Source organism: Microbacterium sp. 20-116, from assembly GCF_041079415.1.
In the GTDB taxonomy this organism is placed as follows: Bacteria; Actinomycetota; Actinomycetes; order Actinomycetales; family Microbacteriaceae; genus Microbacterium.
In genome coordinates this window covers 31522-55703 of record NZ_JBFYGP010000006.1, presented here as the reverse complement: position 1 = coordinate 55703, position 24182 = coordinate 31522, and the positions used below count along the sequence as shown (strand labels likewise).

Annotated in this window: 24 protein-coding genes; 6 read left to right on the top strand and 18 right to left on the bottom strand. The window is 69.5% G+C overall.

Annotated features, from left to right (window positions below; translation table 11 throughout):
- Positions 1-18 precede the first annotated feature (18 nt).
- The 8 genes from AB6V29_RS12285 to pcaH all read right to left on the bottom strand — a co-directional run bounded on the left by AB6V29_RS12285 (position 19) and on the right by pcaH (position 5222).
- Positions 19-456 carry a BLUF domain-containing protein gene (locus AB6V29_RS12285; RefSeq protein WP_369358926.1) on the bottom strand — a complete coding sequence of 146 codons (438 nt, stop codon included), beginning with the start codon at positions 454-456 and terminating at the stop codon, positions 19-21.
- A complete protein-coding gene (locus tag AB6V29_RS12280; RefSeq protein ID WP_210076823.1) occupies positions 453-737 on the bottom strand; it encodes a hypothetical protein in 285 nt (94 codons plus the stop codon). The genes AB6V29_RS12285 and AB6V29_RS12280 overlap by 4 nt, the downstream gene beginning before the upstream one ends.
- 134 nt (positions 738-871) lie before the next feature.
- Positions 872-1261 (bottom strand): ester cyclase, encoded by a 390-nt coding sequence (locus AB6V29_RS12275; protein ID WP_210076822.1) that lies wholly within the window; start codon positions 1259-1261, stop codon positions 872-874.
- Positions 1262-1345: 84 nt separating this feature from the next.
- The gene (pcaC, locus tag AB6V29_RS12270) at positions 1346-1726 is read right to left on the bottom strand and encodes a 4-carboxymuconolactone decarboxylase (protein WP_267788601.1); all 381 of its coding nucleotides are present in this window, start codon (positions 1724-1726) and stop codon (positions 1346-1348) included.
- Complete coding sequence (locus tag AB6V29_RS12265; protein ID WP_369358923.1) at positions 1726-2499, bottom strand: alpha/beta fold hydrolase; 774 nt, start codon at positions 2497-2499, stop codon at positions 1726-1728. The genes pcaC and AB6V29_RS12265 overlap by 1 nt, the downstream gene beginning before the upstream one ends.
- Positions 2496-3866 (bottom strand): lyase family protein, encoded by a 1371-nt coding sequence (locus tag AB6V29_RS12260; protein ID WP_267788603.1) that lies wholly within the window; start codon positions 3864-3866, stop codon positions 2496-2498. The genes AB6V29_RS12265 and AB6V29_RS12260 overlap by 4 nt, the downstream gene beginning before the upstream one ends.
- Positions 3856-4413, bottom strand: coding sequence for a protocatechuate 3,4-dioxygenase subunit alpha (gene pcaG / locus AB6V29_RS12255; RefSeq protein ID WP_369358921.1), 558 nt, complete (start codon positions 4411-4413; stop codon positions 3856-3858). Before pcaG ends, AB6V29_RS12260 begins: the two co-directional genes overlap by 11 nt.
- Positions 4410-5222, bottom strand: a complete 813-nt coding sequence (gene pcaH, locus AB6V29_RS12250; protein ID WP_267788605.1) for a protocatechuate 3,4-dioxygenase subunit beta — start codon at positions 5220-5222, stop codon at positions 4410-4412. Before pcaH ends, pcaG begins: the two co-directional genes overlap by 4 nt.
- Before the next feature lie 90 nt (positions 5223-5312).
- Here pcaH and AB6V29_RS12245 point away from each other — a divergent pair, with 90 nt between their 5' ends.
- Both AB6V29_RS12245 and AB6V29_RS12240 read left to right on the top strand, forming a co-directional pair.
- Complete coding sequence (locus AB6V29_RS12245) at positions 5313-6065, top strand: IclR family transcriptional regulator (protein WP_210076812.1); 753 nt, start codon at positions 5313-5315, stop codon at positions 6063-6065.
- Positions 6066-6229: 164 nt separating this feature from the next.
- Positions 6230-7411: a 4-hydroxybenzoate 3-monooxygenase gene (locus AB6V29_RS12240; protein WP_369358919.1), complete on the top strand. Its 1182-nt coding sequence runs from the start codon at positions 6230-6232 to the stop codon at positions 7409-7411.
- A gap of 336 nt (positions 7412-7747) precedes the next feature.
- Here the strand turns inward: AB6V29_RS12240 and AB6V29_RS12235 are convergent, their stop codons facing one another.
- The 6 genes from AB6V29_RS12235 to AB6V29_RS12210 all read right to left on the bottom strand — a co-directional run bounded on the left by AB6V29_RS12235 (position 7748) and on the right by AB6V29_RS12210 (position 15209).
- On the bottom strand, positions 7748-9274 hold the full coding sequence (locus AB6V29_RS12235; protein ID WP_307313801.1) for an amino acid permease: 1527 nt from the start codon (positions 9272-9274) through the stop codon (positions 7748-7750).
- A gap of 91 nt (positions 9275-9365) precedes the next feature.
- On the bottom strand, positions 9366-10364 hold the full coding sequence (gene corA / locus AB6V29_RS12230) for a magnesium/cobalt transporter CorA (RefSeq protein WP_141378021.1): 999 nt from the start codon (positions 10362-10364) through the stop codon (positions 9366-9368).
- Between the two features lie 88 nt (positions 10365-10452).
- The gene (locus tag AB6V29_RS12225; RefSeq protein ID WP_369358915.1) at positions 10453-10782 is read right to left on the bottom strand and encodes a DUF3140 domain-containing protein; all 330 of its coding nucleotides are present in this window, start codon (positions 10780-10782) and stop codon (positions 10453-10455) included.
- Positions 10783-10980: 198 nt separating this feature from the next.
- Positions 10981-12534 carry an RCC1 domain-containing protein gene (locus tag AB6V29_RS12220; protein WP_369358913.1) on the bottom strand — a complete coding sequence of 518 codons (1554 nt, stop codon included), beginning with the start codon at positions 12532-12534 and terminating at the stop codon, positions 10981-10983.
- 436 nt (positions 12535-12970) lie between these two features.
- Entirely contained in the window at positions 12971-13930 is a 960-nt protein-coding gene (locus tag AB6V29_RS12215) for a DMT family transporter (RefSeq protein WP_369358912.1), read from the bottom strand.
- A gap of 7 nt (positions 13931-13937) precedes the next feature.
- Positions 13938-15209 carry a serine hydrolase gene (locus AB6V29_RS12210; protein ID WP_307313807.1) on the bottom strand — a complete coding sequence of 424 codons (1272 nt, stop codon included), beginning with the start codon at positions 15207-15209 and terminating at the stop codon, positions 13938-13940.
- 187 nt (positions 15210-15396) lie between these two features.
- Here AB6V29_RS12210 and AB6V29_RS12205 point away from each other — a divergent pair, with 187 nt between their 5' ends.
- On the top strand, positions 15397-16050 hold the full coding sequence (locus AB6V29_RS12205) for a heme oxygenase (biliverdin-producing) (protein ID WP_210076792.1): 654 nt from the start codon (positions 15397-15399) through the stop codon (positions 16048-16050).
- A gap of 21 nt (positions 16051-16071) precedes the next feature.
- Here AB6V29_RS12205 and AB6V29_RS12200 read toward each other — a convergent pair whose 3' ends face one another.
- Positions 16072-17445: an ATP-dependent RecD-like DNA helicase gene (locus AB6V29_RS12200; RefSeq protein WP_369358909.1), complete on the bottom strand. Its 1374-nt coding sequence runs from the start codon at positions 17443-17445 to the stop codon at positions 16072-16074.
- 9 nt (positions 17446-17454) lie between these two features.
- Positions 17455-17940, bottom strand: coding sequence for a MerR family transcriptional regulator (locus AB6V29_RS12195; protein ID WP_267788617.1), 486 nt, complete (start codon positions 17938-17940; stop codon positions 17455-17457).
- Positions 17941-17992: 52 nt separating this feature from the next.
- Between AB6V29_RS12195 and AB6V29_RS12190 the strand changes: the two genes are divergently transcribed.
- Together AB6V29_RS12190 and AB6V29_RS12185 are read left to right on the top strand one after the other, a co-directional pair.
- The gene (locus AB6V29_RS12190) at positions 17993-18826 is read left to right on the top strand and encodes an NAD(P)/FAD-dependent oxidoreductase (protein ID WP_369358908.1); all 834 of its coding nucleotides are present in this window, start codon (positions 17993-17995) and stop codon (positions 18824-18826) included.
- Between the two features lie 42 nt (positions 18827-18868).
- A complete protein-coding gene (locus AB6V29_RS12185; RefSeq protein WP_369358907.1) occupies positions 18869-19948 on the top strand; it encodes a hypothetical protein in 1080 nt (359 codons plus the stop codon).
- 14 nt (positions 19949-19962) lie between these two features.
- On the opposite strand, the gene AB6V29_RS12180 is transcribed toward AB6V29_RS12185, so the two are convergent.
- Both AB6V29_RS12180 and AB6V29_RS12175 read right to left on the bottom strand, forming a co-directional pair.
- Positions 19963-21945: a cytochrome c oxidase assembly protein gene (locus AB6V29_RS12180; RefSeq protein WP_369358906.1), complete on the bottom strand. Its 1983-nt coding sequence runs from the start codon at positions 21943-21945 to the stop codon at positions 19963-19965.
- Positions 21946-22022: 77 nt separating this feature from the next.
- Positions 22023-22310: an HU family DNA-binding protein gene (locus tag AB6V29_RS12175; protein WP_013584778.1), complete on the bottom strand. Its 288-nt coding sequence runs from the start codon at positions 22308-22310 to the stop codon at positions 22023-22025.
- A 397-nt stretch (positions 22311-22707) separates the two neighbouring features.
- Between AB6V29_RS12175 and AB6V29_RS12170 the strand changes: the two genes are divergently transcribed.
- Positions 22708-24159: a LuxR C-terminal-related transcriptional regulator gene (locus tag AB6V29_RS12170; protein WP_369358903.1), complete on the top strand. Its 1452-nt coding sequence runs from the start codon at positions 22708-22710 to the stop codon at positions 24157-24159.
- The last annotated feature ends 23 nt before the right edge of the window (positions 24160-24182 follow it).

Genomic DNA, 24182 nt, shown 5'->3' with positions numbered 1-24182 from the left:
CCCGGACCGGCCGCTGCGTCAGGCGCCGTTCGCCGTCCGCGCGCGGAACCACACGGTGAGCTCGCGCACGGCGCGGATGCTCGCGTCTTCGTCGTCGGCCTCGAGGTCGTCGAAGGTGTCGCGGAAGCCCTCGGGCGCGGGTGTCGTGGGAACGCCGATCGGCTCGTACCCCATCGTCCACTCCGTGAAGCGGCGCTCGTCCATGTGCTCCGAGAGCAGCACGCGCACGTCCGTGTGCCGCGGGTCGCGTCGGATCTTCGTCATGAGTTCGTCCACGGCATCCTGCGGCCCTTCGAGCACCTGGAAGAAACGCCCGCGGCGATACAGCAGCATGCCGGTGAGATCGTGCTCGTGATTCGACCGGCGGCTCTGCGTGAGGAGGTCGTTGAGGCGGTCGTCGTCGAACGGATCGGACGCCGCGCTGACGTACGAGATGGACACGAGGTCGGAGTTCACGAGGCCCTCCCGCCGTCGATCGACCGCGGCGCGGGGACGCGAACCTCGCGAAGCGTGATCTCGGCGTCGTGCGGGGGCTGGTCGTTGGTCACGGCGGCCATCGCGGCGGTCAGGGCTTCGAAGCGACCGACGAGGCGCGAGCGACCGTTGTACGCCAGGTACCCGCCGCCGCTCTGGCGGTCGATGTAGCCGAGGAACACCCCGCTCTTACTGCCGACGTGGAAGCCGTCTTCGACGCGAGCCCAGACGACTCCGGCGCCGGGGCGGTCGTGAGACACCATGGTCGCCCCTCTTTCTGCCCGGGATGGAAACGGGCGAATGCGACCGTACCGGCCCCCTCCGACATCGAGGCGCCCTTGACAGATCGCCCGACGGACGAGCCACCGGGCGGAGGCGTCGAACGGCCGCGTCCCCGTCAGACCAACGCGGCGCGGATCTGCGCGGAATCGTCGGTGCCGGTCGCCTCGGCGATCCGCCCCTTCTCGATGCGGTACATCGCGAACGAGGCGATGTTCACGCGTCGGCGGGTCGGCATCACGTGCGCGAACGCGCCGGTGTGCGCTCCCCCGCCCCGCAGATGAACCGCCAGACGGTCGTCCTCCACGATCAGCTGAATGCGCTTCCACTGCCAGTCGGGGAAGCCGTGCAGCAGCTCCGCCAGATCGGCGATCCACGCCTCGGCCCCCGCGGGCAGGTGCGCACGGCGCACCGCGGGGTGCAAGAACCCACGGACGGCTTCAAGGTCGTGCCTGTTGAGGGCGTCGAGGTAGTCGGCGAACCACTCTCGCGTCTCCCAGACCTCCACTCCCCCATTATCGGCGGGATGCCGGGGACCCGGCCCGTCCGCGCGAGAGGGGGAGCGTCCCTGGCTCCAACGACTCTCGACCTCTCACGCGTCCTCGGCGAACACCTGAGTCGCGATGCGAAACGCCGTATTGGCCGCCGGCACACCCGAGTAGATCGCCGACTGCAGGATCACCTCGCGGATCTCGTCGATCGTGAGGCCGTTGCGCAGTGCCGCCCGCAGGTGCATCGCGAGCTCTTCGTGGTGGCCGTGGGCGATGAGCGAGCTCAGCACCGCGACCGAACGGGAGCGGCGATCCAGACCGGGCCGTGACCAGACGTCGCCCCAGGCCACGCGCGTGATGAAGTCCTGCCAGTCGGCGGTGAGCTCGGTCGTCGCCGCCGTCGCGCGGTCCACGTGTTCGTCCGACAGCACGGCACGGCGAACGGCCATGCCCTGGTCGTGGCGTTCCTGGTCGGTGGGCATCAGGCGTCCTTTCCGGTCGCAGATACGAAGAACGACCGCAGCAGCGCCGCCACGGCCTCGGGCTGCTCGGCGGGCGGGAGATGGCCGGCGTCGTCGATGCGCGCGACACGGCCGTCCGCCACACCCTCGGCGATCTCGACCGCCTTGGCCTCGGGGGCGACGGCGTCGAACGACCCCCAGGCGGCGAGCACGGGGACGCGGATCTCGCCCAGCACGGGCCGCACGTCGTACGCGGCGAGCGCCTCGCAGCAGCGCGCGTAGCCGTCGTCGTCGGCATCTTGAAGGACGTGCAGCAGACGCCCGGTCAACTCGGGACGCCGCGCGATCGAGTCGGGGGCGAACCAGCGCTGGGCCGAGCCGACGATGAGGCTCGACGTGCTCTGCGCCCGGGCCTGCGCCGCCCGGTCCGTCCACGACGCGGGTTCTCCCAGGACGGCTCCGGATGCCACGATCGCGGCGCCTCGAAGACGCTCGCCGTGCCGCAGCGCGAGCTCGAGCCCCGTCGCACCGCCCAGGGACACCCCGGCGTAGAGGAACGTCTCCTCGGGTACGGCGGCGGCCACGGCATCCGCGAGGTCTCCGACGGTGAACGCCTCGTGCGCCCGGGGCCCCGCGCCGTGGCCGGGGAGGTCCCATGCGCAGACGCGGTAGTCGTCGGCGAGGAGGGGCACGACGTCCTCCCAGAGGATCGTCGAGGTGCCCAGCGACGGCCCCAGCACCACGAGGGGCGCGTCGGCGGGTCCGACCGGCTCGGTCAGCGAAACGAGGCTCATGCGTCGACTCCCCTGCTGCGTGCCGTGCCGCCGCCCGCGTGACCCGTGCCACGCGCGAGGCGGGGGGCGAGGCCGAGGTACCGAGCCGGGTCGAGCAACGTGTCGACGTCGAGACCGGCCGCCTCGGGCAGCGCGCGCAGACGCGGGGCGAGGTCGTCGTCACCATCGAGCAGGGCCGCGAAGCGCTCGGCACCGATGAGCGGCACGAGCACTCCCCGCAGGCGCTCGCTGACGATGCGCCCGCCGGTCAGACCGACGGTGGCGGCGGCGGCGGCCGCGTCGACGCGCAGGTGCGCGAGCAGGGACGATCCGTGCGCCGACGCGCCGACCGCGAGCCGGAGCAGCTCGCGCAGTGTCGGCCACTCGGAGTGCCAGGCGCCGTCGGGGCGCTCGTCGACCGCGAGGGCCGAGGCGAGGTGCAGGGTCGCACCCAGGTGCGGTGCGCGCAGGGCGGCCGAGCGGGTGAGCACCGCCTCGGCGGGGTTCTGCTTCTGGGGCATCGCCGACGATCCTCCGCCCACGCCCTCCGAGACCTCGCCGATCTCGGTGCGGCTGAGCGTCGCGACGTCGGCGGCCATCTTGCCGAGCGCATCGATGGCCTGGACGAGGGCGTCTCCGATCTCCGTCACAGGCCAACGCGCCACGTGCCAGGGCGCGTCGGGGGCGTCGAGTTCGAGGGCCCGGGCGAAAGCCGCGGGAAGGGCATCGGCGGCATCCGTCGATCCGGTGATCTCGACGAACGACGCGAGCGTCCCCCCCGCACCCGCGAGCTGCGCGGGGAAGACAAGGGCATCCAGCCGCACGACGGCGCGCTCGAGTCCGCGCGCCCAGATCGCGGCGCGCGCACCGATCGTGGTGGGCACGGCGTGCTGGGTGAGGGTACGGGCCGCGGACACCTCGTCGGCGTGCGCGGTGGCGAGCTGTCGGGCCCAGACGGCCGCGTTCTCGACCGAACGACGCGTCTGTTCGACCGCGCGCCGCGCGACCACCATCAGCGCTGTGTCGAGGATGTCCTGGCTCGTCGCCCCGCGGTGGATCCACGCTCGATGCTCCTCGGGCACCTGCGCCTTCAGCGCGCCGACGAGCGGGATCACGGGGTTGCCCCCGGCGACCGCGTCGCGGACGAGGGCGTCGACGTCGATCCCGCGCGGGGACGCGCCACCCTTCTCGTCGATCCCGAAGACGTGGTCGATCTCGACCCGCGCCCCGCGCGGGGCGGCCCCCACCTCGACGTACGCCGCGACCAGCGCGCACTCGACGCGGATCATCGTGGACAGCACGAACCCGTCCGACAGCAGCGCGTCATGACCGACGCTCACCGGCGAGAGCAGGCCGAGGTCGATGCGCGGAAGGGGATCAGAACGCAAGGAACACCGTCTCGTTCTCGCCCTGCAGTCGGATGTCGTGCGACAGGTACCCGTCGGGCGTCCGGGTCGCGACGAGGCTAGCGCGCTCCTCGCTCGAGAGCGACGACAGCAGCGGGTCGGCGGCGAGAGCGTCCTGGTCGGCGGGCGAGTAGATGCGGGTGTGCAGCTTGTCGGGCAGGCCGCGCGCGAACACGATCGCGGCGAAGAATCCCGCGCGCCCCCAGATGCCGCCCGGCTCCCGCGTCCAGAACGAGTAGCGCCCCTCGTCGTCGGTGAAGGCGCGGCCGAAGCCGGTGAACGTGTGACCGTCGCGGCGGAACGCGCCTCGCGCGCGCGGCACCGAGCCGTCGGCATCCGCCCCGAAGATCTCGATGAGGGCGTCGGGGATCGGCGCTCCCGCTCCGTCGAGGATGGTGCCGCTCAGCACGATCGCCCCGGGCGAGTGCGGGAAGACGACCTGATGCTGCTTGTCGAACTCGAGGCCGTAGGCGAAGAACGGTCCGACCGTCTGGCCGGGGGTGGCGCGGTGCGTCTTGGCGGGGATCACTCGTCGCCCTCCTGCTCGAAGTAGGTCTGCTCGGGCCCGTCGACCACGATGTCGAAGCGGTAGCCCGTCGCCCACTCGGGCGAGGTCAGGTCGTGGTCGTAGACGCCCACGAGGGCGTCCCGGTCCTTCTGACGGTGGATGGAGTTGTAGATCGGGTCGAGCGCGAAGAGCGGATCACCGGGGAAGTACATCTGCGTCACGAGCCGCTGCGTGAACGACGAGCCGAACACCGAGAAGTGGATGTGCGCGGGCCGCCACGCGTTGCGGTGGTTCTTCCACGGATAGGGCCCGGGCTTGATGGTGGTGAACCGGTACTCGCCGTTGTCGTTCGTGACCGCGCGCCCGGCGCCGGTGAAGTTCGGGTCGAGCGGGGCGGGGTGCTGGTCGCGCTGGTGGATGTAGCGCCCGGCGGCGTTGGCCTGCCAGATCTCGATGAGCTGGTTCGCCACCGGCCGGCCCCACGAATCGAGCAGGCGCCCCTGCACGCTCATGCGCTCCCCCAGCGGCTCGCCCGCGTGCTGCAGCGTGAGGTCGGACTCGATCGCGGCGACGTCTCGCTGTCCGAACGCGGGCGAGAACAGTTCGATCGTCTCGGGGTCGACGAGCTTCGGATTCTTGGTCGGATGCCGCAGCACGCTCGACCGATACGCCGGGAAGTCGTGGGCGGTCGCGGCGACATGCGTGCCCGCGGCCTCGAGCGCGTCGAGTTCGGCGTGACGGGCGCGGATCTCGCGGACGATCTCGTCTTGCGTGGCCTGATCGGGTGCGGCCAGCAGCGATTCGGGGGCGGCGGCGGGAGGGTTCGACATGGGGTCTCCTTCGACCAGACAATGCTCCGACACCGTCCCCAGCAGTGGCGAGCGGTTCCCGCTGAATGGGAATCATGGCATCCTGACCCCATGGCGAACTCCCCCTCGGGCGACTCGGTGACCGACCGCCTGGTGCGGATCCTCGAGACCTTCACCCCCACGCGCACCGCGCAGACCACGTCCGACATCGGACGGCGGGCGGGTCTGCCGAGCTCGTCGGCGCATCGGATCGTGAACGAGCTGGTGGATGCCGGCTTGCTCGAGCGCGACGAAGAGCGCCGCATCCGCGTGGGCATGCGCCTCTGGGAACTGGCCACGCGGTCCTCTCACGCCCTGCGCCTGCGCCAAGCAGCACTGCCGGCGATGGAGCGGGTGCAGACGCGCGTGCGCGAACACACGCAGCTGGCGATCCTCGAGCAGGAGGAAGCCCTCTTCCTCGAGCGGCTCAGCGCCCCCGACTCGGGGGCGAACATCACGCGCATCGCAGGGCGTCTTCCCCTGCACGCGTCGTCGTCGGGTCTCGTCCTCCTCGCCTTCGCCCCCCACGATCTGCGGGAGCGCGTGCTCGCCGGACCCCTGCGCGCCGTCACCCCCGAGACGATCGTCGACCCGGCGGCCCTGCGCCGCGTGCTCGCCGAGATCCGCAGCCTGGGCCGGGTCATCGCCCCCGGCTACGTCGACAGCGTCTCGACGGGAGTCGCCGTGCCCGTGCGCGATGAGACGGGGGCGGTGATCGCCGCCCTGTCGGTGGTGCTCCCCCGCGACGCCGAGACCCCGTTCGCCCTGGTCGAGCTGCACCGCGCCGCCCGCGACACCGAGCGCGCCCTCGGCTACCGCCGCTGACCCCGTTCTCGTCGCGCGGGGTGGACTTCGGTCGTCCGCGGGGCGAAGAGGCGGCGGGAGCGGACTCGTCGCGGGCGTGAGCGCTATCCCGTTCAATGAGAACACCGCGGCGCAGCGGCGGAGCGAGGGGCACCATCGACACAGCCACCGTCGAAGGAGACGCCATGACCACCACCGTCCGTACCCGCGTCGCCATCGTCGGCGCCGGCCCCGCGGGGCTCCTGCTCTCGCACCTGCTCGACAGAGCGGGCATCGAGTCCGTCGTCATCGACCAGCGCTCGCGCGACGACATCGAGAGCACGATCCGGGCCGGCATCCTCGAGCAGGGCACCGTCGAACTGCTCGACACCCTCGGTCCCGCCTCGCGTGCCCGCACCGAGGGGCACCGCCACGACGGCGTCGAACTGCGCTTCGAGGGCGAGGGTCACCGCATCGACTTCGCGGCATCCGTCGGCCGTGCCGTCTGGCTGTACCCGCAGCACGAGGTGCTGAAAGACCTGATCGCCTCGCGGCTCGACGCCGGGCAGGATCTTCGTTTCGGCGTCACGGCCGAGCGCGTCGACGACGCCGACACCGCCCGCCCCCGCGTCATCGCGCGTGACGCCGACGGGCAGCCCCTCGAGATCGAGGCGGACTTCGTCGTCGGCTCCGACGGCTCGCGCAGCGTCGCTCGCGCCGCAGTCACCGGCTCGAGCACCGGCGGATACTTCCGCGAGTACCCGTTCGCATGGTTCGGCATCCTGTGCGAGGCCCCACCCTCGAGCGACGAGCTCATCTACAGCAACTCCCCCGACGGCTTCGCCCTGGTCAGCCAGCGTTCCGACACCGTGCAGCGCATGTACTTCCAGTGCGACCCCGACACCGACACGAACGCGTATTCCGAGTCCCAGCTGTGGGACGAGCTGCAGAGGCGCGTGCCCGGCACGACCTTGAAGCAGGGCCCGATCTTCCAGCGCGACGTCCTGCGCTTCCGCAGCTTCGTCGCGCACGAGCTGCGCCGAGGCCGCGTCGCGCTCGTCGGAGATGCCGCGCACACCGTGCCGCCCACCGGCGCCAAGGGCATGAACCTCGCGATCGCCGACGTGCGCCTGCTCGCCGCCGCCCTCGAGGCGCTGCTGCTCGAGAACGACGAGCGCCTGCTCGACGCGTACCCCGAGACCGCCAGCCGCCGCATCTGGAAGGCGCAGCACTTCTCATGGTGGATGACGAGCCTGCTGCACGTGGCCCCGGATGCCACCGACTTCGACCGTCGACGCCAGATCGGCGAACTGCGCACCGTCGTGGAGTCCGAGCACGGCCGCGCCTACCTCGCCGAGGCCTACTGCGGCTGGCCCTCCGACGCCTGACCCGCCGCCCGAGCCGAACCCCGAACCCCGCCCCGTGCCCCGGCGCCCCACCCCCTCTCGAGTGTCCAAAACACCCGGACCAAAATCGAAAACGTCCGGGTGTTCTGGACACTCAACGTATCGTGTCCGGGGCGCGGGCTGGCGACGCCCCGCGCCGGAACACGAGCGACGGGATGCCGGCATCCGGCGCCCCACCCCCTCCCGAGTGTCCAAAACACCCGGACCAAAATCGAAAACGTCCGGGTGTTTCGGACACTCAACGGAGGTGAACACGCCCCCATGAAAGAGCGCGGCGCCCGAGCCGAAGCCCGAGCGCCGCGCCGAGAGCCCGCGGGCTCAGCGCTTCGTGTCGCGCGCCTTCTTCTCGCGCGGCTGCGGGAAGGGGCTCGGCACCACCGGCACCGTGCCCGTGTAGCCCTCGCGCTCGGCGGCGAGCTCGGCGATGCGCTTGCGGCAGGCGAACCAGCCGATCGTGATGGCGAGGCTCGCGAGCACGGCCACCAGCAGCGTCGCGGGAGAGTCGATGAACACCAGCACGAGCACGATCGCGAGGAAGACGAGCGTCGCGTACCCCGTGTAGGGCGCCCAGAACAGGCGGAACTTCGGCCGCACGAGCTCGCCCCGGTCGGCGAGGCGCTTGAACTTCATCTGGCAGAGGATGATCGTCGCCCAGGTGACCAGGATGCCGACGGCGGCGACGTTCAGCACGGTCTCGAACGCGTCGCTGGGGTTGACGTAGTTGATGGCGACGCCGAGCAATGCGACGACCGCGGTGATCGCGATACCGCCGTAGGGGACGCCCGCCTTGTTCATGCGCGCGGCGAACTTCGGCGCCGATCCCGCGACCGCCATCGAGCGCAAAATGCGGCCCGTGGAATACAACCCCGCGTTCAGCGACGACAGCGCAGCGGTGAGCACGACGAGATTCATGATCACGTCGACGCCCGGCACGCCGATCGACCCGAAGAAGGTGACGAACGGGCTCTCGTCCTTCGTGTACGCCGTGTACGGCAGCAGCAGGGCGAGCAACAGCACCGAGCCGACGTAGAAGATCGCGACGCGGAAGATGACCGAGTTGATCGCCCGCGGCATGACCTTCTCGGGGTTCTTCGTCTCGCCGGCGGCGGTGCCGACCAGCTCGATCGAGGCGTACGCGAACACCACGCCCTGCATGAGGATGATCGCGGGCAGGATGCCGTTGGGGAAGAACCCGCCGTTGTCGGCGATCAGCGAGAACCCGGTGGGGGCGCCCGTGGGGGTGCCGAAGACGACGAAGTAGATGCCCACGAGCAGGAACGCCACGAGGGCGGCGACCTTGATGAGAGCGAACCAGAACTCCAGCTCGCCGAACACCTTCACCGACACCAGGTTGACGGCCAGCACGGTGACGAGCGCGGCGAGCGCCCACACCCACTGCGGGACGGCGGCGATCCACGGCACGTACTTGCCGAAGAAGTTCATGTAGAGCGCGGCGGCGGTGATGTCGACCATCGTGGTCGTCGCCCAGTTGATCCAGTAGAACCAGCCCGAGACGAACGCCGCCTTCTCGCCGAAGAATTCGCGCGCGTACGACACGAACGACCCCGAGGTCGGCCGGTGGAGCACCAGCTCGCCGAGCGCGCGGAGGATGAAGAAGGCGAAGACCCCGCACACGGCGTACGACAGCACGATCGCGGGGCCGGCCTGCGCCAGGCGACCGCCAGCACCCAGGAACAGGCCCGTTCCGATCGCGCCGCCGATGGCGATCATCTGCACCTGACGCGACGTGAGTCGCTTGTGATAGCCGCTGTCCTCGAGCTGGACGGTCGAGGTGGTGCGGGGCGGCTCGGCGGCGTCGCTCGAGCGGGGGGAGGAGTCGGTCACCTACCCATCGTGCGAATTGCGCAGCGTCTGTCCAGCAAGCGCGCCGACATGTCGGCATCCCGGACGGGATGCCGCGACCCGGCGCGACGGGTCAGAGCCAGTGCTTGCGCTTGAACGCGAACCACAGACCGACCGAGGTGGCGGCCATGAGCGCGAGGGCCATCGGATAACCGAAGGTCCAGTCCAGCTCGGGCATGTTCTTGAAGTTCATGCCGTAGATGCCGCCCACGAGCGACGGGGCGAACAGGATCGCCGCCCAGCCCGAGATCTTCTTGACCTCTTCGTTCTGCTTAAGCGAGGTCTCGGTCTGGCGCTGCGTCACGAGCGTCGCGTTGACGGTGAGGGCGTTGTCGAGGATCGCCCGGAGGGCGGTCAGCTTCTCGCACTGCCGCAGCACGTGGTCGAGCACGTCGCGCAACGACCGCTGGAGCTCGAGGTCGACGCCGTACTTGTCGGCGCCGCGCAGCAGCGCCTCGAGCATGTCGCGCAGGGGCTCGGCCGCCCGCTGGAAGTGGATGACCTCACGCGCGAGTTCGTAGATGCGCTGCGTCAGATCGGCACCGCCCTCGCCGAACAGCTGGTCCTCGATCTCGTCGACGTCGTTCTGAAGGCCGCGGGCGACGGGGTCGTACTGGTCGACCACCTCGTCGAGGATCGCGTAGAGCACCGCCTCGGGCCCCCGCGCGAGCAGGTCGGGGTTCTTCTCGAGCCGCTTGCGCACGGCCGCGAGGTCGGGCACCTCTGCGTGCCGCACCGTCACCACGTAATCGGGGCCGATGAACACGTGCAGTTCGCCGAACTCGACGGTCTCGGTCTCGTCGATGTAGCGGGCGGGGCGCAGAACCGCGAAGAGGTTGCCCCCGTACCGCTCGAGCTTCGCGCGCTGGTGCCCGGCGAGGGCGTCCTCGACGGCGAGGGGATGCAGCGAGAACTCGGCGGCGACGCGCTCGAGCTCCTCGGGCGCGGGGCGGAGCAACCCGATCCACGCCATGCCTCCGTGAGCTTCCATGTACTCGAAGGTCTGGTCGAGGCTCGCGGGGTTCTCGATCCGGTGTCCGTCGACGTACACGGCGCTGTCGATGATGGGCATGGTTCCGTTGTACCCCGCCTGGCTATGACGCGGGGCCCGACGACGCGCGATCCTTACGCGATGTATACGGGCCGTTCCCCGGCGCCGCTCACTTCTTCGGGTCGTTGCCCCAGTTCATCAACGAGTACCGCCAGTCGGTGTCGGTGACATCGCCCTTCGGTTTCTGCGCGCTGTGCCGCTTGACGTACCCGACGACCTTCCGCATGTGGGCATAGTCGTCGTCGGTGAGGTCGGCCTTCTTCTTCTCGAGAATGCGCACGATGTGGCGCCCGCTCTCGTGGCCGGTCGACTCGCCGCCGTCCTTCTTCTGTCCGACGGATTTGGATTCGCCCGTGTCGAGCCACTTCTTCAGCTCGCTCGCGGTCATGTTGACCGCCTCGTCGAAGTCCTTCTTGGTCTGCTGCTGGTCGTCGCTCATGTCGTCATCCTCACTACCGAGGGGAGGCGGGACCGACCCCTTGCATCTGCCCGGGGGACGTGGCGGTCGCTCAGCGAACGGAATCGCTCACGGCTGGGCGCCCGAAGATGGCCCGCCAGACGCCCCACGCACTCTGCGAGAAGTCGCGTGATTCGCACCATTTCCTGTGGCGACCCCCACTTCGCTGTATCGAAACCGTCACTTCGTTCGCGTGCTGACCGGAGACGTCCACCCCAAATAGGAGTACTTGAGTGAATACGTCGTTCCCGAGGGAATAGTGCAGTACGAGCCCCTCCGGGAAGAGCCGCTCGGACAAACCAGGGTTGGATAGACCCATTCGGCGTACTGTTTCGTGGAGTTGCTCGGCGTGGGGTCCTGGCCTGTTCCGCGCTGGTAGTCATCGTCCAACCCCCAGGCCAGGACATTGCTCTTCGCGCTGTCTTGCTGGGTCGTGATGGCAAACACATTGTAGAAGCCGATTGTCACGCTCTGCACGGGGAGGTTCCCGGTCATTTGATTGCGAATGGGGTAGCGCTGGGTTTGTTGTGTGCCGTCTCCCAGCAGGGAGCTCGTGCCCTCATTACTACCCCAACACCACAGCTGTTGGTTGTTCAGAATCGCGCACGCGGTGTGCTGTCCGGCCGCGATCGCGACGGCTGGTGCCGGCAGAGAAAGTTGTTCGAAATATCCTCGACCAGGCGTGACGTCGTCGAACATGCTTCCGGTAATCCATACCCTGCCGGAATTGTCGAGGGCGAGTGAGAAGGCCAGGCCCGCTCGAATATCTGTGAACGGGGGGAGCCACGAGGCGTCCTTGTCCCTGCTCATCCGAGTGGGCCTGTCATAGCCGTTGGTCGCGCCGTCGCCGAGACGACCATCTTTACCGTAACCCCATACCCAGAGGTCACCGTAATTGTCAATCGCCAGCGTGTGGAGATCTCCCGCCGCGACCGACTTGTATGTCCCAGCGACCTTGACGGGGGTGTTTTGATTGGTTCCCGAACCGATTCCGAGCTGGCCATTGCCATTCCGGCCCCACGCGTAAACGTCTCCCGCGGTGGTTACGGCGAACGCGTCGAAGGAGCGCGGGGCAAGGTGACTGAGTGACGAAATCACCACATTTGAAGGCAGGTTGACCTTCGTGGGAGTTTTTTTCAGCGTCGACGTCCCGTCTCCGAGTTGGCCGTAGTCGTTCCGACCCCAGGCGTACACGGTGCCATCCTGAAGGAGCGCAAGCGAGAATTCGTAACCCGCTTCTACCTGGACAGCGGTACCGGGGAGTGTGACCTTCGTTGGGAAGCTGTACTTGAACGTATCTTCGTATGCGCGTTGGCCCGCATTGTTCGAACCCCATGAATAGACCCTCCCATCCTCGGTGAGCCCGAGTGTGTGGGTAAAGCCGGACGATACCTGCTTGTACTTGAGGACCGTTTGTTGAGCACCTGGGTCCGTATAGGACGTACCGCTGCCACTGTAGACCGTTTCGTAGCCCTGGTTCGGGTATGCGCGACTGAGGGTGTAAGTGATACCAGAGGACACGTTGTTGGACACCGCCCAGGACTGGTTGGTCGCCGACGACCAGGAGATGCTGTCCGAGTCGTTCCCCCCGACGACGCTCAGCCCTTCGGGGCTCGAGAGCGTTGCCGAAGACAGAGCGTTCCCTTTTATGGAAGTCGCTGCCGTAAAGTACGCGCCCGTCGAACCTCCCGCACCCACGCCGAGGCTGAGCAACGCGAGAACGGACAGCAGCACCTTCGCCCTACGAAAGGGACGACGTCCAGTGCTTCTCATTGATTCTCTCCGGGTGTGTGACATGTCTCCGCTGACTCCCGCCGCGAAAATGTGCGCTGGGGCTCGACGGAGCGGCGAGGCGGTAAGGTGCGACGCTCGATACCCCCACCGGCTCGCTGGGGAGTGCGTCCTCGGGTGAGGCCGTTTGCCCCGTTCAGGTTGCGAGACACTTCCGCACAGCCGGCCTCGGATCCCGCAGTCTCGGGGGTAAACATAACTCAGAAGGAACGGGACGGAGCGAAACGGTACGGATAGGACTGTTTCACCGTATCGCGCCGACCGCAGAGAAGCAAGTCACGCACGACACTGCCCGCGCCAGAGTCGCCCGGCGGCGTCGACAACGAGCCGCCGCCTCCGTCGCCCGGGCCGCGGCGAAGAGGAACGTGGTGGGTGCGGCTCAGCCGACGGGCTCGCTCAGGGGTTCGTCGGCGTCCGGTCCCGGATGCCGCGCCCCGGCGCTGCGACGCCGGGGTTCGTCGGCGTCCGGTCCCGGATGCCGCGCCCCGGCGCTGCGACGCGCGGCGGCGAGCACCGCCCCGATGCTGGCCGTGATGACGAGCGCGATCCCGGCGAGCTCGAGCCACGAGAGGTGTTGGCCGAGCAGGAGGAACCCGGCGAGAGAAGCGGTGGCGGGCCCGAGGCTCATGAGGATCGCGAACGCCGAGGCCGCCAGGCGCCGGAGCGCCACGAGTTCGAGAGCGTACGGGATGGTCGACGACAGCAGCGCGACCGCGGCCCCGATGGCCAGGATGTCGAGCCGCAGCAGGGCCGAGCTTGCCTGGGCGATCCCGAACGGCAGGGCGATCACGGCGCCCACGGTCATCGCGAGCGCGAGACCGTCGAGCCGCGGGAACTCCCGGCCGACCCGCGCCGACGCGAGGATGTACAGCGCCCAGCTCACCGCCGCGCCCAAGGCGAACAGCACGCCGAGCGCGTCGAGGCGATCCCAGCCTCCCGCGCCGAGCGCGGCCACACCGCCGAGCGCGAGTCCCGCCCATACCCACCGCGCGACCCCCGTCGCGGTGAGAATCGACAGGGTAAGGGGCCCGAGTACCTCGATCGTCACCGTCACGCCGAGGGGCAGACGCTGCAGCGCGAGATAGAAGAGACCGTTCATGGATGCCAGCACCACGCCGAATCCGATGACCGAGCGCCACGCGTAACCGGTGTGTCCGCGCAGGCGCGGGCGCGCGATGACCAGCAGCAGCACGGCCGAGAACAGCAGCCGCAGCATGACGATGCCGAGCGGCCCGGTGTGGGGGAAGAGCATCACGGCGAACGAGGCGCCGACCTCTTGACACGCCAGACCGACCAGCACGAGCGAGGCGGCCGACCCCTGCCCGCCGCGCGCGGTCATCGCCGGGTCATCCGGCGGGAGCGGCGCAGATGGCCTTGCTGTTGATGTTGTCGCGCATCTGCTCGGCGGTCCACGGCAACCCCGCCTGGGGTGCGGTCTGCCCCTGGGCGGCGGGAGCCTTCGAGGCGATCGCCGCGAGCTCCCACGCCAGCCAGGCGCCGGTGGTCTTGTCGCCGCCGGAATTGTTCAGAACGACCGCGACCGACATCCCGGTCGTCGGGTCGGCGAACGCCCCCACCAGATAGCCGGGCATCGAACCGTACTGCCCGATCAGCGAGCCGGCCTGGAAGGCGCCGCCGGCCGAGGTGAACCACGTCGGCTGGTCGCCGCCGACGGGCACGGGGGCGGCGAACCGGTCGTTTCCGGCGGGCAGGAGCGCTCCGGTGGCGAGCGCCTGCGCGTACCGACCGAGGTCGGTGATGTTCGTCACCGCGCCCGCGGCCGCACCGCCGTAGCTCGACGACATGTCCGTGTAGTCGCGCGGGTCGGTGCAGTTCCAGGCACCCTCGGCGTTCTGCTGCGACCAATATCCGCGCAGCGACGCGTCGGCGGGGTCGGCGGGAGCCGGGTTCGGCAGACCGGTCGCGTCGAGTCCGAGCGGCTCGGTGACGCGCTCGGCGATGAGCTGAGCGATCGGTTCGTTGGCGGCGCGCTCGGCCGCGAGACCGGCGAGGACGAAGTTGGTCGCCGAATCGGCGAAGGCTGCGCCCGGGGCGTTGGTGCGCGGGCTCGCGATGCCGTAGGTCATGAGCTCGCGCGGGTTCCACACGCGCTCGGGGTTGTTCGCCGTGACCCCGTCGAGCACCGAGGTGTACGACGCGAGGCCGGAGGTGCCGTCGCAGAGCTGACGCAGGGTGATGTCGTCGTAGCCGGGGAGGTTGCTGACCCAGGTCGTCACGGGGTCGCTCATCGACAGCGTGCCGTCGGCCGCGAGGCGGTACAGCACGTCGCACGTCATCGCGCCGGTCACATCGCCCGCGCGGAACCCGAGGTCTGCGGTGACCTCCGCACCGCCGGGCCCCTGCGTTCCCAGACCCGATACCCACGTACCGCTCCAGGGCGCCCACACGCCGACGATCGCACCGGTGGACCCCGTCGCGGTCATGGCCGAGGTGACGGCCGCTTGCAGTTCGGTCACCGTCGCCTCGGGCAGAGGGGCATCCACCTGGGTGGGGACGTTGATCGACACCGAACCCTGCGGCGAGCACCCGCTCAGCACGACGGCGAGAACGCTCGCTCCCGCGATCGCCACGGCCGCGGAACGACGCCATGCCCGCATGTGAAACCCCCAGCATTTCCGCGCGCGACGAAGCACCCGCTCCAAAGATTCAAACACATGGCACCTGAACGAAAGCGGCGCTTGCGCACCCGTTACCGTCACGTCTGCATCACGACGGGCCGGGTGAGAGGAGTTTCTGGGCGAAATGGGGGTTAGGTAAACCTAACTCTGTGCGTAAGATGGCCGCATGAACGCCGTCGTCCCGTTCTCGACAGCTCTGCGCGAGCGTTCCAGCGACGCGCACTCGCCCCACGAGTGCGACGGGTTCATGACCGACCTCCTCACCGGTGCCGGCACGCGCGACGACTACATCGCCCTCATCGCCCAGCACTGGTTCATCTACGCCGCTCTCGAAGAGGCCGCCGGTCGCATGCGCAGCGACCCCGTGGCATCCGTGTTCCTCCAGGGGCGCCACTCCCGCCTCCCCGCCCTCGAGGCCGACCTCGGCTTCCTCATCGGCGACGACTGGCGCGAGCGGATCACCCCACTGCCGACCACGCAGGCCTACGTCTCGCGCATCCGCCGCGTGGCCGCCACGTGGCCCGGCGGCTTCGTCGCCCACCACTACACGCGCCTGCTCGGCGACCTGTCGGGCGGGCCCTCGATCGGCCGGCTCATGCGACGCCGCTTCGGCTTCGAGACCAACGGCATCGGCTTCCTGCTGTTCGGCGACATCGCCGACCCCAAGGCGTTCAAGACCGTCTACCGCGAGCAGCTCGACGCCGCCCCCTGGGACGATCGCGAGAAAGAGCGCGTCATCGCCGAGGTGCTCGTGGCCTACCGCTTCACCACCGAACTGTTCGCCGACCTCACGCGCGCCAAGGCCGGCCAGGTCGCGTGACCCGGGTCGGCGGGTGACCGCTCAGGCCTGCGCGGCCGCCTGCCTGCTCAACCACGCCTGCTTCATGAAGCGGCGCACGTCCTCGTCGACACGGATGTCGCCGGGCTTGAGCGGACGCGTCAGGTACAGGCCGTCGAGCGAGGTCAAGCGGCTGAGCGCGACGTAGGTCTGCCCGGGGGCGAAGGCACCCGCACCGAGGTCGACGACCGCGCGATCGTAGGTCTTGCCCTGCGACTTGTGAATGGTCACGGCCCACGCCAGCCTCAACGGGAACTGGGTGAACTCGGCGACGATCTCGCGCGAGAGGTTCTTCGTCCCCGGGTCGTACGCGTAGCGGTATCTCTCCCACACGGCCGGTTCGACGTCGTGCGCGGTACCGTCGACCTCGACGCGCACGCTGTCTCCGGCGATGCGGGTCACGGTGCCGATCGTGCCGTTGACCCAGCGCGGAGCCTCGCCGAACTGCGCCGCGTCGTTTCGGAGGAACATCACCTGTGCGCCGACCTTGAGCGTGAGCTCCATCTCGGCGGGATAGTTCGCCTCGCCCCGACCGAAATCGCCCGAGATCTCGGCGTTGGCCGTCTGCGTGCGACCGATCAACTCGTCGAGGTGCCGGCGGTTGATGGTGTTGACGCGGTCGTTGCGGGTCGCGAGCGTGATGATCGGGTGCTCGCCGTCGGCCGGGTGCGGCGGCGTGCGGGCACCGGCGGCGTTCAGGATGCCGGCCATCTCGGCCGTCACGCGCCCGTACCGCACGGCGTTGAGCAGCTGCTTGAACCCCGGGTCGGACTGCCGGTGGATCTCGACGAGTTCGTTGACGTGCAGGTCGGCGCCGTGGCGCCCGATGTCGATGAGACCGTCGCTGGCAGCCTCGCCCGACCACACCTTGGCGTCGAAGAACCAGAACGAGCGGTAGTGGTCGCGGATGTACCGCATCTCATCGCCGCGCGGCGGCACGGGAGCGAGTTGGTACGGGTCGCCGAACATCACGATCTGCGTGCCGCCGAACGGCTCCGACCGCCGACCGCGGGCCTGGCGGAGCGAGCGGTCGATGGCATCCATGAGATCCGCGTTCACCATCGAGATCTCGTCGATGACGAGGGTGTCGATGGCGTTGAGGAGCTTTCGAGTGGCGTCGTTCTGATCGATGTCGCCGTTCGCGATGAGCCCGATCGGCAGACGGAAGAGCGAGTGGATCGTCTGACCCTCGACGTTGAGGGCTGCCACCCCGGTGGGAGCGCACACGGCGATCTGCTTCTTCGTGTTCCACGCCAGATGCTGCAGCAGGGTCGACTTGCCCGTGCCGGCGCGGCCGGTGACGAAGACGTGCTCCCGGGTGTCCTCGATCAGCCGGAACAGCGCCTGCTGCTCGGCGGAAAGGGGCGGCGTGGTCACCGGCCCATGCTAGTTCGCACGGGTCGACTCGGGCGGCGGGCTGGGGATGGGCCCGCCCGTCGGCTCGGTGTGGACGAGCAGCCAGCGCGCCTCTCCCGAGAGCACGTCGGCGACGTGGCTGCGAAACCGCGGGCACTGGGTGATGTCGTGCGAGCGACAGCGCAGGGCATGCTCGGTCATGGCGCGAGCCTGGGCGATGTCGGCAGCGCGGCGGTCGAGCTCGGCGACGTGCTCTTCGAGCACCCGGTGGCGGTCGGGGGCTCCGTCGTCGAGCAGCACGCGGATCTGCTCGAGCGAGAGCCCCGCCGCCTTGTTGCGCAGGATCACCGCGATCCGCACGCTGTCGGCCTCGTCGTAGCGGCGTCGGCCCGCGGCATCCCGGGTCGGACGCAGGAGCCCCTCGTCTTCCCAGTGCCGCAGCACGTGCGTCTCGAGACCGAACCGCGCTGCCGCCTCACCGATCGACTCGCCCGCGCGCACGCCACTTGACTTCATGTCGACATGAAGTCACAGGATGGTCCGGAAAGCAAGCGGAAAGGAGCACGTCGTGTACGACGCGATCATCATCGGAGGCGGCCCCGCCGGCCTGCAGGCGGCCCTCACCCTCGGGCGCATGCACCGGTGCACGCTGCTGCTGGACTCGGGCGACTACCGCAATGGCAGCGTCCGTCACGCGCACAACCTGCTCACGAACGACGGGCGCGACCCCGCCGAGCTCCGCCGCCTCGGCCGCGACGAGATCGCCGCCTACCCCGACGTCGAGATCCGGGATGCCGCCGTCTCGGCCGTCGTGAGAGAAGACGACGCCCTGACGGTCAGCGTCGGCGCCGAGCGTCTCCGCGCCCACGCCGTGATCCTCGCCACGGGGGTCGCCGACCGGCTCCCCGCCATCCCCGGGCTCGACGAGCAGTGGGGCGACCGCGTCGCGAACTGCCCGTTCTGCCACGGCCACGAGTTCGCGGGCCGTCCGGTCGCGATCGTCAACGGCAGCGACCACGCCGCCGTGCTCGGGCGGATGCTGGAGCCGGTGGCATCCGAGGTCCATCTCGTCGACCCCGCCACCGTCGTCCGCGTCGACGGGACCGCCGACGGACTCGCCCTCGCACGCACCGACGGTTCGGTGCTCGAAGTCGCCGGGGCCTTCGTCGCGCCCACCTGGAGCTCGCGCGCGGACTTCCTCGACGCACTCGGCGTCGAGCTGCAGGAGTCGGGGGCCGTGCGCACCGATCCGTTCGGCCGGACGAGCGTCGAGAACGTCTACGCCGTGGGTGATCTGGCGCACCCCGACCATCTGCCGGGGCCGATGTTCTCGCTCGCCGCGGCCCTCTCGAGCGGTCAGCTCGCCGCGGTGGCCGTGGTGCAGTCGCTCGTCATGGACTGACGTGCGGGGCGCCTCCACAGGAGCCTTTCCTACACTGGAGGCGTGGACACCGCAGGCGGGGGCCCCGCGACGCCCGAAGGCGTTCGCGGCGTGCGCGCGCGCCCAGGACGCACCATCGCCGGAATCACCCTGGTGGGCGTCCTGCTGATCGCCGCCCTCGGCGCGGGCGGGGCCTCGCTCTATCGCGAGTTCTACAGCCCCCGCGCGTTCGTCCAGCATTACCTCGAGCTGCTTCAGGACCACCGGACGGCGGAGGCCCTCGCGCTCCCCGGTGTGGCCGTCGATTCCGCCGAGCTGCAGTCCGCGGGTCTCCCGGCCACCGCTTCCGAGGCACTGCTGCGCCCCGATGCGCTCACCGCGTTGACGGATGCCGAGATCACCGGCGAGAGCACGAACGGCGAGCAGACGCAGATCACCGTGAGCTACACGGCCGGCGGCTACGGCGGACAGACCACCTTCGCGATCCAGCACGACACGAACGAGGGCCTCCTCCCCCGCTGGCGGTTCGCCCGGAGCCCGCTGTCGGTCATGAAACTCACGGTCGACGGGTCGATGCGTTTCGCCGTCAACGGCTTCGAGGTCGACAAACGTCAGGTCTCGGTCGACGGCGCCGACGTGGACCCCACGGCCGCGGTCCCCCTGTTGGTGTTCTCACCCGGGCTCTACTCGGTGAACGTCGACACCGCCATCTCGGCGACTCCCGGTGTCGCCGTGCTCGCCGACGCGCCGCTGGCCGGCATCCCGGTCGATGTCCAGGCCCAGCCGACCGACGAGTTCATCTCGGTCGTTCAGTCGCGTGTCGAGGATTTTCTCACCACGTGCGCCCAGCAGAAAGTGCTGCAGCCGACCGGGTGCCCCTTCGGCTTCACCGTGCGCAACCGCATCGATGACGCCCCCACCTGGTCGATCGTCGAGCAGCCGGTAGTGACCGTCGTGCCCGACGGGGCGGGGTGGCGCATCCCCTCAGCGAAGGCCGTGGCGCACATCGTGGTCGACATCCGCTCGATCTTCGACGGCAGCGTGCGCACCGTCGAAGAAGACGTTGCCTTCCGCGTCGACGGCGAGATCACGGTGCTGCCCGACGGCACCGCTTCGATCCTCGTCGGCGGCTCGTCCGACTGAGCCCGGCGAACGGGTCAGTTGCCCCGCGACGCCACCCGCGCGTCACGCTCGGCCAGTCGCTGCAGCTCTTCGTTATAGGCGTCGAGCTCGACGTCGCCGACGCGGTCGACGTGGCGGTCGCGTCGGCGCTGCTGGCGCTCGTCGCTACGGCTCCACTGGATGGCGACCGCGATGGCGAGCACGAGCGTGGGGATCTCGCCCACCGACCACGCGACACCACCGCCGACGTACTGGTCTTGCAACGGGGTCGCCCCCCAGGTGCGCCCCATCGCCCCGAACCATTCGGCCACCATCAGACCCGAGTTCATCATGATCGCGATGCCGAAGAAGGCGTGCATCGCCATGATCGCGATGAGCATCAGCAGGCGCATCGGGTACGGCAGACGGTACGGAACGGGATCGATGCCGATGAGGCTCAGCACGAAGAGGTAACCGGTCACCAGGAAGTGAGCGACCATCCAGATGTGCCCGACGTGGTCGTACAGCGACCAGCGGAAGAGGTCGGTGTAGTAGAACGCCCAGAGCGATCCGATGAACAGGCCCGCCGCCACGTAGGGGTTGGTCAGCACCTTCGCGACCGGATTGTGCACCGCCCAGAGGATCCACTCGCGACCGCCGCGCGTCCCGTCCGTGCGCTTGCGGATCGCGCGGGCAGCGAGCGACACCGGTGCCCCCGCCACGAGCAGGAGCGGGATCGCCATCGACAGCAGCATGTGCCCGATCATGTGCATGCTGAACAGGTAGTCCTGGTACACGTTGATGGGGCCCGAGGTGACCCAGAAGACGCTCAGCATGCCGAGGCACCAGAGCACGGTGCGGTAGATCGGCCACGAGTCGCCGCGGCGCAGCAGCCGGTAGACGCCCGCCAGGTAGAAGAACACACCGAAAGCCACCACGAGCGTCCACAGCAGGTCGATGTCCCACGCGGTGAACCAGCGCTCGATCGTCAGGTCGGGGGGCAGCGGCGCACCGGTCAGCACCTCGGCCGGGGTCTGCCCCACGAGCGGGGGCTGCACGGGCGGGGGCGTGCGCGCGAGAGCGGCGGCGACACCGCTGGCGATGCCCATGAAGGCGAGCTCGAGCGTGATGACGCCCCAGAAGCGGCGGGAACCGGGCTCTTCGGCCATGCGCGAGATGAGACGACGGCGGTACCACGCGCCCAGCACGCCCATCGCGATCAGGGCGCCCACCTTGATCAGTACGAGCACGCCGTACGCCGACCAGAGGTTCTGCAGTCCCAAGAGACCGATCGAGGCACGCACCGTCCCCGAGATAGCGACGACGATGAAGGCGACGAGGGCGATCGAGGAGTAGCGCAGCAGCGTGGTCTGCAACTGGCCTCGCGACATCGCGGGGCGGACCACGACGAGCAGGATCAGACCACCGAGCCATACGGCGGCGGCCATGATGTGCAGCACGAGCGAGGTGACGGCCGCGTTGTGGCTGGCCTCCTCGCCGGCGTGTCCCTGTGTTCCCATCGGGATCAGCGAGGCGAGGGCGAGGATCGCGACCACGAGCGTGGGGATCCACGAGCGCACGGCGAAGGTGAGCACGGTCAGCACGGCGCCCGCGATCGTGGTGATCAGCCACGCCTGCCCGATCGAGCTCTCGACGAGGAAGCGCCCGAGCTGCTGGCCGAAGACCGCGTCGAGCGTCGGCTTCGCGTTGAGGACGTTGAGGAAGGTCAGATACCCCGTGGTCGCCGCCGAGACGGTGAAGACGGCAGCGCCGATGGATGCCGTGTCGAGGGCGATCTCGAACGGTCGCTCCCCCGCAGGAAGGGCGAAGAGCGCCAGGACCAGCGAGCCGACCATCGTGGCGGCGGCGAGGTTGACGACGACCGTGGCGATCGGCAGACCCCACCGCACGACCGGACCCGGGTCGGCGAGCTGCGTGGGCGCGGCTCCGCCGCCGTAGGCGAGCCCCACCGCGACGGCGATGAGCGAGACCACGACCAGGATGACGGGTCCCGCGACGCGGAGCAGGCGGGGATTCACCCCCTCAGCCTACGTCGCGCGGGGACGACAGAGGGGGGATGCCGCGTGGCAACCCCCCTCTGTGATTCGACGTCGTCTTACTTGACGGCGGCCTTCAGCTTGGAGCCCGCGGTCACCTTGACGCGCTTGCCGGCGGGGATCGAGATCTCCTCGCCCGTCTGGGGGTTGCGGCCCGTGCGAGCCGACGTCGCGACCTGCTCGAAGGCGATCCAGCCGGGGATCGAAACCTTGCTGCCCTTGGCGACCGCCTCGGAGACGGTGGAGAAGAGGGAGTCGAGCACGCCCGACACGGCGGACTGGCTCTGCCCGGTCGCGCTGGCGATGCTCGCGACGAGCTCGGTCTTGGTGATGGACTTGTCAGCCATGTGGTTGTCCTCCAGGCGACGTCTCAGTCGCCTCTCGTTACGCGGACGAGGGGAAAATCCTCCTCGGTGGTCGGGAGACCGCCTCGACAGTATCAACCGAACCGCGGAATTACGCGGATTCTGACGGATTTTCCCCCTTTCGCGCCGGCGTGTCGCGGCGTCGACGGGGCGGAGGGGGCGACCGGGGCAGCTGCGCGGCGCCCTCGTACGTCGGCGGCCCTGCACCTCGCCCGGAAACGGGGAGCGCGCGATCGAGGCCCGCTCCCCGCGCGGGAACCGCGGTACCCCGGGAGTCGACCGGCGCTCGAGGGTACCTGATCAGGCAATTCACGAAACGGTATGAAATACCATAGAAAGGACCAAAACTGCCATGAGGCGCTCGCGAAGCGGAGGTGCGATGTCGGGAACCCCATCCTCCATCGACGTGCGCGCGACCCTCCACGCCGCGGTCGTCACGACGGCGATCCGGCTGGCACCGGGCCACGGCATCCCGATCACCCGTCATCTCGCATTGCTGGCCGAGGCCGAGACCCCGGCCCCACCCGCGATGTGGACCGACGCCTCCGCACAGACGGTGGGGGCGCTGCTGGCGGCGCGAGCGCGGCGCGACGCTCTCGTCGACGGCGTAGGCGTGGTGCGTCTGTACTTCGACGAAGTGCGCCTCAAACGCCCCGCCGCCCTCTCTTCCCGCGGCCGGGCTCTGCTGCTGGCCAGCGCGGGCGAGTACTGCGCGGCGATCGGCTCGGCGCAGCACGCCGCCCGGTTCGGCGCCGAGGCGCTCCTCTTCGCCGACACACCCGCTCTGCGGTATCGGGCACTGACGGTCATCGCGCTGGGGCACGCGATCAACGGCGAGTACACCGCGGCCGAAGAAGCCTCGTCCGGCGCGCAGGAGATCTTCGCGGCCGAAGGATGGCCCGTGGAAGAGGCCGCCTACCTGCTCTTCCTCGCCGACATCCTGACCTCGTCGGCACGCTGCGACGTCGAACGCCTCGCCGCCGTCCCCTCGGCGATGGCACTCACCCAACGCGACGACCCGTATTGGACGTACACGGCGCGAGCCGCCGGAGTGATGGTCAAGCTCCTCCGGCACAAGTTCGCCGACGGGCGGGCCGAGGCCCGCGAACTGCTCCACGGGGGTCTGCGAAGCGCGAGCCACCGTATGGTGCGCCACTTCCTGCTGTGCATCCTGTCCGACCTCTACGTCGCGCAGGGCGATGACGCACAGGCTCTCGCGGTCCTCGCGCCCTACGACAACCCCGAGGGTCACGGTATCTGCTTCTCGATGCAGCGAGCCACGGCCCTGCTGCGTCTCGGACGGGAGCGCGAGCTGCTGCTCGAGACCGACGCCTGCGTGGCATCCGAGACCGAACACTGCCTGCGCACCTTCACACCGGTTTTGCTGCGCCGCGCCCTCGCCCAGCAGCGGCTCGGCAACTCCCGCCGCGCTCACCAGAGCATGGAGGCGGCCCTGCTGATCATGCAGCGCACGGGGACCTGGGCGACACCGTTCCTCATGCTCCCGCACGACGAGACACGGCAACTGATGGAGGGCGTCGTCGCTCACAACCCGGAGTTGCGGCACCTGATGGCCTCTCTCGAGGGGATCCTCGCCCGCGTGGCGGCGCCCGACAACGAGAGCGCCCCGGCGTACGCCACCCCGTGCCTCACACCGACGGAGCGCGCCCTGGCATTCCTGCTCGAAAGCCCCCTCAGCCTGGCCGAGATCGCGCGAGAGCGCGGCGTCTCGCTCAACACGGTGAAGAGCCAGGTGCGGTCGATCTACCTCAAGCTCGGCGTCAGCGGTCGCACCGAGGCCATCGAGCAGCTGAACTCCGTCGACGCCTGAAGGGCGCGCGGCGCTCACCGGAA

Bases quoted from the DNA above. Each gene is read 5' to 3' on its own strand.
- AB6V29_RS12280 (WP_210076823.1), bottom strand. From the start codon at position 737: ATGGTGTCTCACGACCGCCCCGGCGCCGGAGTCGTCTGGGCTCGCGTC.
- pcaC (WP_267788601.1), bottom strand. From the start codon at position 1,726: ATGCCCACCGACCAGGAACGCCACGACCAGGGCATGGCCGTTCGCCGT.
- AB6V29_RS12265 (WP_369358923.1), bottom strand. From the start codon at position 2,499: ATGAGCCTCGTTTCGCTGACCGAGCCGGTCGGACCCGCCGACGCGCCC.
- pcaH (WP_267788605.1), bottom strand. From the start codon at position 5,222: ATGTCGAACCCTCCCGCCGCCGCCCCCGAATCGCTGCTGGCCGCACCC.
- AB6V29_RS12245 (WP_210076812.1), top strand. From the start codon at position 5,313: ATGGCGAACTCCCCCTCGGGCGACTCGGTGACCGACCGCCTGGTGCGG.
- AB6V29_RS12240 (WP_369358919.1), top strand. From the start codon at position 6,230: ATGACCACCACCGTCCGTACCCGCGTCGCCATCGTCGGCGCCGGCCCC.
- corA (WP_141378021.1), bottom strand. From the start codon at position 10,364: ATGCCCATCATCGACAGCGCCGTGTACGTCGACGGACACCGGATCGAG.
- AB6V29_RS12225 (WP_369358915.1), bottom strand. From the start codon at position 10,782: ATGAGCGACGACCAGCAGCAGACCAAGAAGGACTTCGACGAGGCGGTC.
- AB6V29_RS12215 (WP_369358912.1), bottom strand. From the start codon at position 13,930: ATGACCGCGCGCGGCGGGCAGGGGTCGGCCGCCTCGCTCGTGCTGGTC.
- AB6V29_RS12210 (WP_307313807.1), bottom strand. From the start codon at position 15,209: ATGCGGGCATGGCGTCGTTCCGCGGCCGTGGCGATCGCGGGAGCGAGC.
- AB6V29_RS12205 (WP_210076792.1), top strand. From the start codon at position 15,397: ATGAACGCCGTCGTCCCGTTCTCGACAGCTCTGCGCGAGCGTTCCAGC.
- AB6V29_RS12195 (WP_267788617.1), bottom strand. From the start codon at position 17,940: ATGAAGTCAAGTGGCGTGCGCGCGGGCGAGTCGATCGGTGAGGCGGCA.
- AB6V29_RS12175 (WP_013584778.1), bottom strand. From the start codon at position 22,310: ATGGCTGACAAGTCCATCACCAAGACCGAGCTCGTCGCGAGCATCGCC.
- AB6V29_RS12170 (WP_369358903.1), top strand. From the start codon at position 22,708: ATGTCGGGAACCCCATCCTCCATCGACGTGCGCGCGACCCTCCACGCC.